Source organism: Pradoshia sp., assembly GCF_051873915.1.
GTDB lineage: Bacteria > Bacillota > Bacilli > Bacillales > Pradoshiaceae > Pradoshia.
Genome location: NZ_JBJEFJ010000151.1, coordinates 1 through 7472, shown reverse-complemented (window position 1 = coordinate 7472; position 7472 = coordinate 1). Strand labels below are relative to the sequence as shown.

The following is a 7472-nucleotide window of genomic DNA, read 5'->3' as shown; positions in this document are numbered from 1 at the left end:
CAAGTTTTAAGACTTGCTTAGCGTTTCGTTTTGTTTAGTTTTCAAAGAACAATCTATTTCTTTTTATTCGTCGTTTTAGCGACTTTCATATTATATCAAGATAACTTTTAGCTGTCAACACTTTTTTTAAAAAGTTTTAAGAGCTTATCACTTCAATTATCTTGTGCCGCTCAAGCGACTTAAATAATATACCAGAATAACTATTCTGCGTCAACAACTTTTTTATAACTTTTCATTCACTCGAAGTGAACGTTAGTAAATATACCATGCTCCTATAAAGTTGCGCAAGTACTTTTTTATAACTTTTTTTATTTCCCTTCTCTATACCTACATAACATCACGGCAGGATTTAATCCTTATAGAAGAAACACATTTAATCTGACACCTTTCTCACTTGTATTTTTCTCTTTCTATTTGATATTAAAATGAATAATCCTAGACCGAATAATATCATGGCCGAACCGATCAGTTGGGCTACCTTTATATGTTCATGTAGTAAATAATACGCCAAAACACTTGCCCCTACTGGTTCAAATAGGATTGCCATAGAAATTGTTGTACCGCTTACCCACCCAAGTGCCCAATTCAACAAGGAATGGCCGAATAAAGTCGGTATTATAGCCAACAACAGAAAAATCACCCATTCTGCTGGCGGATAAGGACCAAATGCCTCTCCTTTTAACCATACGTAGAATCCCAACACGACCGCACTCATACTATAGACGGTAAAGGTGTATGCTGTCAGCCCGACCTTCTTTCGTAAAATCTGCCCGATCATAAAGTAAGCAGTTATAAGTGCACACGACAATAAAGCAAGAGCATCTCCGTACAGTGCTGTTCCCTCCGCAGTAAAATCTCCCGCTCCAATAACAATGCTTCCACCTATAGCAAGGATGATACTAAAGAAGACCCCTGCTGTTACCCTTTCCTTAAATAAAATAAAAGCAGCAATAAAAGCAAATAAAGGCTGCATCGTCACGAGTACCGTTGAGCTTGCGACTGAAGTATACCTTAATGACTCAAACCATAGAATGAAGTGAAAGGCTAAAAACACCCCTGATACCAGGGAAAGAAGCCATTCCTTCAGTCGAAAGCTCCTGACCTCCTTTATCGCTCCGCGAAAGAAAAGCGGCAAAAGCATCAAACTTGAAAAAAGCAATCGATAAAAAGCCATGACACCTGAATCCGCACTTGAATAGCGCACAAGTATAGCCGAGGATGAAATAGCTGTTACACCGATTGCAATGGCTATATAGGGTTTATAAAATGTATTTTTCATATATAGATCCAACCTTTAACTTTATTTACATACTATTTTTAGAAACAATTCATAATAGTGGAACTTTATCACGACATATCTTATTCTAGATAGAAGATTCTCACAGAAAGGCGGTTAAAGCAATGGATTTCGCTATAATTGACGCACATATGCTTGTGAAATTGTGCATTTCAGCCGCACTGGGACTGATCATCGGCCTTGAACGAGAAATTAAAAGGAAGCCTGTCGGTCTAAAAACCTCCCTTGTCATATCTATCGTCAGCTGCCTGTTGACGATTGTTTCTATTGAATCAGCCTATACGGCCAAAGGTTCAGAATTCGGAGTGGCTGTCACAATGGATCCTCTCCGTCTAGCAGCACAGATTGTGTCTGGGATTGGCTTTATCGGAGCAGGTGTCATCCTTAGAAGAGGGAATGACAGCATATCTGGTTTAACTACCGCGGCACTTATATGGGGAGCCGGCGGTATCGGAATAACCGTAGGCGCAGGTTTCTATATGGAAGCAATCGCAGGCGTACTATTATTAATTATAAGTGTTGAACTATTGCCATACCTATTCAATCTCATCGGGCCGCGGAAGTTCAGAGAAAAGGAACTCTATTTAAAACTCGTTATAGGAGAGAAAGAAAAGATTGCCGCAATCATTTCTCTTATTGAAAAGCATAATATTGCTATTAAATCAGTGAGGATAAAGGACTTGGCTACAAATCACCTTGTCCAGCTCAGAACAACAGTTGACAACAAACGCAAAGTAACCGATGTATATTATTCCGTTTCAGAGATTGATGGAATCATGAGCATTGAAATTGAAAATGCATGATACTTCTCTTCTCCATAAAGCGGCAGCGGCTGTGTTCTCACACCGCTGCTTTTTTAGATATTAGCTACATGTTTATTTTCTAAAAAATTATTTAATCCACATTGACATTCTATTGAATTTCGATAAAATAGAATTTGTAAGAAAAAAGAGATAATATTTTGGGGCTATAGTTCAGCGGGAGAATGCTTCGCTGGCAGCGAAGAGGTCAGGGGTTCGAATCCCCTTAGCTCCATACCGGAAAACCCTTGATAATCAAGGGTTTTTTCTTGTTTTACGGGAGCTTTCTTTTCGAGGAGCAGGTGGGATTGCACATTTATTGCACAAGTTGTTTTGGCTCTATGATTATTGAAAGAATGCTTCTTCAAAGCGGATAACTCCAAGACAAGCCGATAGTAATGACTTTTGGGGTCATACTGCTCCTGCATCAAGGTCCCCTGCAAATGGCAAAGAATTTAAAAATACAAAGAGACGGCCCATAGGCCGCCTCTTTTTTGTCTATATTTTCCGTACTTATTTCTACTATTTAAATACCAATACTTCGCTGAAAAACCAGTAGGTCAGCATCCCTAAGATGTAAGCAATAACATCCCAAAAATCACCGGTACTTGATTGTATAAAAAGGGGCGTGATCAGCTCCCAGCAGATACCACATAATAAGCCGGCAATCAGGAAGTGCTGGATCTTTGTTAGCTGAAACGAAGTCCAGTTACTCAAGGATAAAATAAAGTTCAGGTATGCTGCAAAGGAGATGCCTCCAAGGTAGTCATTGAAGTGACAGCGCAGCACATATCCAAGCACAGGAATCTGTACATCTGCTTTAATCAGTTCATTCACTTGAAATAGAATCAGCGGGACAATGAAAAACAATAGATCCTTTTTCTGTTTCTTATTTAACCGCATATTGCGAAGATAACCAAGGCGACTATTACCGCGAGAACTGTTGATAAGAAACCCATAAGGCATCCTCCTTTACAAGATAAGATGAATATCTAATATGCTTTTATTGGAGCATTTCTTAAATACATCTATTATCCCCCCAATGTTAATAGGCATTACATGAATATTGAATTTGCCGCTCTTTCATATGGGGCAGCGTCTTTTATATACGGCCATAAGAAGAAAAGTCTAGGATCATTTAGTTATATTACCTGCTGTTCATAAGGGCTCTCCTCTGTTTTGAATATTAATAATATTCACCTATCTCTATTTTAACACCAAAAAGATATTCTGGCATAAATATATTCGTAAGAAAAAGACCATTTGAAAGCAGATAGAATCAGGCTATGCATCATAGATAATATTGATTCTATTTAATTCAGGACATTCTTATTTATCAGATGCCGTTAATTGCAGCAATGAAAAAGTCGTCTTAGTTACTTTAATAAAATAGTATATTTAAAAACCCTTTATCTAGGAGAAGAGTGAATATCATAAAGATTGGTTTTTTTGATTCTGGTATTGGGGGAATGACGGTCCTTCACCAAGCATTGAAGCTTATGACGAATGAGAGCCTCCTATTCTATGCAGACACCTTGCACATGTCATACGGTGTTAAACCCAAGGACAAGGTGAAGAAATATATAGTTAATAAGGAAAAGGTGCTCCCCTATCTGCAAAAGGAATGAGCTTTACATGATTTAAGCCACTTCGGCAAAGTCGTTTCATTTCGGAAAGCTAGTGAAGGCTTCAGAAACATTAATGAAGTATAACGTAAAATAAGCTGGACGAAACCTATTCAAATGCTAAAAAAGCCCAAGCCACTTAGTGCTTGGAGCTCTTCTTTCCACCTATTTTCTCGTTTTCTTCATTGGGTTCTCTTGATTTCCTCCGCCTCAGAGAGAATGGCTTTGATTAAGGATTCTGCCGATAGACTTCTGGCTAATCTCGGACTTTGTCCTGACCATAACGAGAGATAATCAGGATTCTCGTTTGCGCTTGAGACTTTTCTGATATCTTGGGTCAGCGTGTTTTGGACAGGAAATTCAGGGAGTCCAGCTTCATGCTTTTGCATAACCTCGGTGAAACGATTATGTATCCCCCTCGCCCATTTTCCTGAGAAGGAACGGGTTAAGGTCGTGTCATTCTCGTTCGCATGAAGGACGGCCTCCTTATGGACATCTTGAGCACCACTTTCCGCGCAGGTTAAGAAGGCTGTCCCCAGCTGCACTCCCTTGGCTCCTAAGCAAACAGCCGCCATCAATCCCCTCCCATCCATTATTCCGCCGGCAGCGATAACCGGGATGCTTACATGATCAACTACCTGTGGTATCAAGGACATCGAGCCAATCGACCCCTCTATTGCTCCAGGCAAGAAATTCCCGCGATGCCCGCCAGCCTCACTCCCTTGAACGACGACCATATCCATTCCTCTCTCCTCATTTACAACGGCCTCTTCGACTGTTGTGGCGGTTCCTATTAAGAGGGTGTTTGCTTGTTTTAATTCCGCGATTATCTCAGATGATGGAATTCCAAATGTAAAGGTGCATATAGGGATGCTCTCTTCAATGATTACCTTAATTTGTTCATGAAATGTTTTTTTTAGCTGCTCGTAATCAGGAACGACAGCCAGCTCTTTAGCAGGGAGATTTAACTCCTCTCGTAAAGGATTCAAAAGACAGTTGGCCCTTATTATCTCCTCCTCACTTGCCTCAAATTCATTCGGCACAAATAGGTTAACACCGAACGGCTTTTTGGTTCGCTCTTTGACCTCCACTATTTGGCTTCTCATTTGCTCCGGTGTCATATAGCCTGCTCCAATCATTCCAAGTGCCCCAGCACGAGAGACAGCGGCTACCAGCTCAGCTGTCGTGATCCCGCCTGCCATCGGTGCTTGTATAATGGGATACTCAATTCTCAACCGGTCGGTCATTTCATTGTAAAACACATAATCACTTCCTTTTTCAGTCTATTGAATATTCTTCTAGAAGGTATCCTTCTTTTCCTTTATGCCAAGACGAATGGAAAGGGAATGGAGGAGCATTCTGCCAAAATATTTTGTTGCATTTACAATATAATTTCCGATAGATATAATAAAGTGAAACTTCCTTCAGGGGGGCCTTTTCTCCACTGAAGGTTAGTTGAACCAATCGGGCTTTTATGGACAGTTGATCTCCTGCCTGCTTCTCGGTTTTCTACGCTTTTTTCAGCGGGAGTCATACTGTCCGTTAATGCGGGATAAGAGTACTGACAATCTACTGAAGAAATGGAGTTGTTCTGAAATGGGGAAAATCATCATTGACGAAGCTTTTTGGGATGTCTTTCCGGGAGCGCAGCTAAATGTATTGGTCATCACCAACATTCAAAATCAATGTTCTAAGGAAAAGCAGGCTTACTTTGCTGAACTCTTGAAGGATGCATCAAATGAAGCCAAGCAGTATTTAACCAATGAGACATTCAGCAAAAACACTGTTATTGATGAATGGCGAAAGGCCTTCAGCCAATTTAAAACTAAAAAAGGAGCCCGCTCCTCAATTGAAGCTCTTCTCAAGAGGGTCAACCAAGACAGGGCTTTCACCCCCATTAACCCTTTAGTAGACATATACAACAGCATTTCACTCAAATATGCGGTACCATGCGGCGGCGAGGATTTGCAGCTCATCAGCGGCGACTTGCATCTCGGCAAAGCTAAAGGGGGAGAATCCTTCCTTCCGTTAGGTGCTGACCAAGACGCCCCTGCACTGCCTGAAGAAATCATTTATTACGATAATGAAGGGGCCATTTGCCGCTGTTTAAACTGGCGTGAAGCACAGAGAACCATGCTCACCGAGGAAACGACCGATGCTGTCCTCGTCATTGAATCTATTAATGAAGACCAGGCGCTGCGGGCTGAGCAGGCGATGGAAGAAATGAAAGTGCTAATGAATTCCTTCTTCCAAACTGAATGCGTGATTACAACGCTGTCGAAGGATAATTCCTGCTTTGAATATTGAAGATAGGTATAGAAACTGATAGGAACATTCCATAGATAGGATGTCCCTATCAGCATATTTGGATTTCGATGAATAGCCGCATTTTACAATATCCTTCATCTTCGCCCCGCCTAGCTCTGCTCCCCTCTTTCCGATATGGTCAAAACGCCAAATAAACTCACGCATTGTTCAATTTACCAGTTCATTTTTGACATATTTTATGGTATGGTTTGTAAAGACAGCTTCATGTATAGACTCGTAAACTCATCAAATAATTCTATTTGAATTTGACCAGGGATTTGAAGGCCCTGCTTGCAGCAAAGAGATTTGAAGGAGACTGCTCCTTAGACAATATAGAAAAACTCTTGCGGACCAAGGGTTTTTTCTTTTTTCTCGGCTTGGATTAATCCTTTCACCTGGATCCTCCAACGCCTAAAACTGGTCCATGATAATCCGACACCAGGCCCTTCATTACTTGCTGATGGCTCATTTAGCTTTTAATGATGTGAAGAAATCACGCTAAGTACAGCGGTGATTGTATGGTCTTCAAGTTAGTGATGCACCTAAGAGGGGATGATTTGTATGAAATACTTACTAATTAAAGCACTGTTTCTATGTGCCATGTTTTTTGTCTTTTATCAAAATCTGTCACATGTTTATGCTGCTGAGCAAACAGGGAAGATTGCCTTTGATCCGGTTGAAGCTGTGCTCGAAGTGTCTGTCATGACAATTTTGACAATCATCGTACTCGTCGTTGAACCGAAGAAAGGCTAATAAACTTTATTTAATAAATGAAACACAGTCTGAATGATGCAGAGACTGTGTTTATTTTTTGCAGCAAAAAAGCCGTCCCATTATGCGACAGCCTCTTCCTTTGGACATTTGCCCCTTTATCCCATTACAACACTTACAACCAGATAGACAACCAAACAGAGTACAATGCTCTTTATGTACATGCCTGCTGCTTGTTTAGCTGACTCTTCCTCTTCTTGTTTACTCATTTTGATTGATTGGATGGACCCATAAAAGATCCCGGTCATAATGGCAATGATCATAGGAATCGTATTCATGCATGCAGCCTCCTCTAAACTATCCTACCATATCTATGGGGAAAGTTTTACTGAAGCGGCTCCTCCTATTTCTTGACGGCTAACCGGTATTTTTCTCCCTTTTCGATTTGGGTAATTTGTGAATCATGGATTTTTATTTCAACCTTTCCGTAATCTATCTCTATGAGGAAACGAATAATCTGCTCAATGGCTGCTTTATTGGCCTGTTCTTTACGAGACACTGCCCCCGCTCCTTTCTAATTCTTTCAATTCAACGTCATTATTTCATTCTGACCAACCGACGTCAGTCTTATCGCTGATAATGAATTGCAATAGCCGCTCTCCCTTCGATAAAAATGTAAAAGGCATAACCCTCTACAAATAAAGGATTATGCCTTCGGTGGTCCGATCGGCC

At 40.7% G+C, this 7472-nt stretch carries 8 protein-coding genes, 1 tRNA gene and 1 pseudogene; 5 read left to right on the top strand and 5 right to left on the bottom strand.

Features of this window, described 5'->3' with window-relative positions:
• Positions 1 to 373: 373 nt before the first annotated feature.
• Entirely contained in the window at positions 374 to 1279 is a 906-nt protein-coding gene (locus tag ACI35L_RS13375) for a DMT family transporter (RefSeq protein ID WP_049669780.1), read from the bottom strand.
• 122 nt (positions 1280 to 1401) lie between these two features.
• Between ACI35L_RS13375 and ACI35L_RS13370 the strand changes: the two genes are divergently transcribed.
• Positions 1402 to 2100 carry an MgtC/SapB family protein gene (locus ACI35L_RS13370; RefSeq protein ID WP_156185550.1) on the top strand — a complete coding sequence of 233 codons (699 nt, stop codon included), beginning with the start codon at positions 1402 to 1404 and terminating at the stop codon, positions 2098 to 2100.
• Positions 2101 to 2260: 160 nt separating this feature from the next.
• Positions 2261 to 2332, top strand: a tRNA-Ala gene (locus tag ACI35L_RS13365).
• A gap of 287 nt (positions 2333 to 2619) precedes the next feature.
• Here ACI35L_RS13365 and ACI35L_RS13360 read toward each other — a convergent pair.
• Positions 2620 to 3063, bottom strand: coding sequence for a hypothetical protein (locus ACI35L_RS13360; RefSeq protein WP_439803088.1), 444 nt, complete (start codon positions 3061 to 3063; stop codon positions 2620 to 2622).
• Between the two features lie 467 nt (positions 3064 to 3530).
• On the opposite strand from ACI35L_RS13360, the pseudogene ACI35L_RS13355 reads away from it, so the two are divergent.
• A pseudogene (locus ACI35L_RS13355) lies at positions 3531 to 3704 on the top strand (glutamate racemase); the annotation flags it as partial.
• Between the two features lie 200 nt (positions 3705 to 3904).
• Here ACI35L_RS13355 and ACI35L_RS13350 read toward each other — a convergent pair.
• Positions 3905 to 4984, bottom strand: a complete 1080-nt coding sequence (locus ACI35L_RS13350; protein WP_156185543.1) for an NAD(P)H-dependent flavin oxidoreductase — start codon at positions 4982 to 4984, stop codon at positions 3905 to 3907.
• A 334-nt stretch (positions 4985 to 5318) separates the two neighbouring features.
• Here ACI35L_RS13350 and ACI35L_RS13345 point away from each other — a divergent pair, with 334 nt between their 5' ends.
• Both ACI35L_RS13345 and ACI35L_RS13340 read left to right on the top strand, forming a co-directional pair.
• On the top strand, positions 5319 to 6029 hold the full coding sequence (locus ACI35L_RS13345; protein WP_049669744.1) for a B3/B4 domain-containing protein: 711 nt from the start codon (positions 5319 to 5321) through the stop codon (positions 6027 to 6029).
• 561 nt (positions 6030 to 6590) lie between these two features.
• Positions 6591 to 6782: a hypothetical protein gene (locus tag ACI35L_RS13340; protein WP_049669743.1), complete on the top strand. Its 192-nt coding sequence runs from the start codon at positions 6591 to 6593 to the stop codon at positions 6780 to 6782.
• A 116-nt stretch (positions 6783 to 6898) separates the two neighbouring features.
• On the opposite strand, the gene ACI35L_RS13335 is transcribed toward ACI35L_RS13340, so the two are convergent.
• Complete coding sequence (locus ACI35L_RS13335; RefSeq protein ID WP_049669742.1) at positions 6899 to 7078, bottom strand: hypothetical protein; 180 nt, start codon at positions 7076 to 7078, stop codon at positions 6899 to 6901.
• A 65-nt stretch (positions 7079 to 7143) separates the two neighbouring features.
• On the bottom strand, positions 7144 to 7299 hold the full coding sequence (locus ACI35L_RS13330; protein WP_082197002.1) for a YezD family protein: 156 nt from the start codon (positions 7297 to 7299) through the stop codon (positions 7144 to 7146).
• Positions 7300 to 7472: the final 173 nt, after the last annotated feature.